The organism is Bacillota bacterium (genome assembly GCA_040754675.1).
GTDB lineage: Bacteria > Bacillota > Limnochordia > Limnochordales > Geochordaceae > Geochorda.
Window position 1 is genome coordinate 1 of the sequence record JBFMCJ010000727.1, and the last position, 1748, is coordinate 1748.

Annotated in this window: 3 protein-coding genes; all 3 read left to right on the forward strand. The window is 69.9% G+C overall.

Annotated elements, in window-relative coordinates; all coding sequences use genetic code 11:
* The coding region (locus AB1609_22985) for a hypothetical protein (GenBank protein ID MEW6049300.1) at positions 1-681 on the forward strand (681 nt) is incomplete at its 5' end.
* A gap of 128 nt (positions 682-809) precedes the next feature.
* Positions 810-1301: a hypothetical protein gene (locus AB1609_22990; protein ID MEW6049301.1), complete on the forward strand. Its 492-nt coding sequence runs from the start codon at positions 810-812 to the stop codon at positions 1299-1301.
* A complete protein-coding gene (locus AB1609_22995; GenBank protein ID MEW6049302.1) occupies positions 1288-1596 on the forward strand; it encodes a hypothetical protein in 309 nt (102 codons plus the stop codon). Before AB1609_22990 ends, AB1609_22995 begins: the two co-directional genes overlap by 14 nt.
* Positions 1597-1748: the final 152 nt, after the last annotated feature.

The window sequence follows — 1748 nt, forward strand, 5'->3', positions numbered from 1 at the left end:
GACGGCACTGTTCTGGCCCGGCGAAAGGCCCCGGGATTCGGTAAGCTGTTGCACAGGTACGCAAACGACGTTCTGTACGACGACACGGGAGGCCCCATTGGGTGCTCGTCGAGGCTTTACCGCTGGGACGACGGTGCTTCCAGGTGGGTCGACCGCGGCCCGAGCCTGGGCTTCGGCCTGCATCTGGGACTCTATGCCGAGCGGGACGGCCGGCTTTACGGAATCAACTGGTACGGCAGTATAGTGAAGGAATACGCGTCCGGCACCTGGCGTGACATGTTCCCGCTGCCGGCCGGCACTCTGGCCTCCCGGCTGGCCGTATGCCCGGACGGCACCGTGTGGATAGCGGCCACCGACGGCACCACCTGGTACCGGAAACCGGGCGCCTCCGAGTGGGTGAACTGTGGCAAGCCGCTGGGGCTGGTTCCCGGCGTGCTCGCGACCATGCCGGACGGCTCTGTGTGGGCGGCGGTGAACGTAGGGAACAACACCTGGGCGGTTGCCCGCTGGAACGGCAGCGTTTGGGTTGATATGGGGCATCCGGTTCAGGGTGCGGGGAGCTCGGTGAAGAGGCTGTTTCCCGGGCCGGGAGGCAGCCTTTACGTCCTGGCCGTGGGAATACCGTATTACGGCTACGCCGGCCAGGGATTGTACGAGTTGCCATGCGCGCTTGAGCCCTGAGGCCGGTCTCCGAGCCGAGTCCGGTGACGCCCGCCTCCTTGCGAGGAGGCGGGCGTTTTCCGTCTCGCGTTGCGCCGCCCGTGGTTCCCGGAACGGGTCAGACGGCACCGGGAGGGAGAGCAGAACCGATGCACGCACAAACAGAGTCACAGGTAGCGGAAATGTACGTTTCCGTCCTGCCCATTGTGGCCGACGAGGCCCGGCGGGCGGGTTGCGAGAAGGATGAAGCTCTCTCGGCGGCGGGCGTGCTATTCATGACCCTGCTTTCCCGGCGGGCCCTGGGTGAAGACGGCTTCCGGAGGTACTTCCGGATCTCGCTGCGCTATGCACTCGCGCGCGAGAGGCGCCTGGCGGCGCGCGAGATCCCGGTGGACTCCCTGGCCATCCTGGAGGCGGTGCAGCCCGACGGCCAGCCCTTGCGGGACGCGGAGGCGAAGCTGTGGTGGCAGCAGCTTCTGGATTCCGCCGACCTGTCCCCGGCAGAGAGGAAAGCTGCCGAGGCCGTGGGCTCCGCCGCCTTGGAGGGGCTGGCACGGCCGCGGGCCAGCCGCCGGCAACTTTGCAAGGCCCGGCGGAGGTTGCGGCGGGCCCTGGAGGGCAGCGCCGATGGGGGCGGGTGACGGCGTGCTGTGGGGCCTGGCGCCGCGGGCGGGCCGGCTGCTCCGCGAGCGGGGCTGGCTGGACCTGGAGGCGGTGTTTGAGGTCCTGGAGGTGCTCCGCTACGCGGAACATGGCAGGGCGGCGCTGGGGGTGGCCGCCGGGACGGACCCGGACCCGTGGGAGTGGTACCGCTACCCGGCCCTGGGAAGGGGCCTGAGGCAGCTCGCGGCCCGGATGCTGCGGGCCGGTTGTGCGCCCGAGGTCGTGAAGGCGGCGTGCCAGCGTTTCGAGGATGCCTGGTTCGGGAGGCTGTAGATCGCCTGCCGCCCCGGCGCGGCCCCGGGAGCGGGGGGAAATGCCTGGAGGTGGTTTTCGTGGCCGACAAAACCAGCATGCGTAGTTCCTGGAAGCGGCCCGCCGCGGCGGCGGCTTCCGCCGCGGGGTGGGCGGGGGCGCTGTCTTTGGCC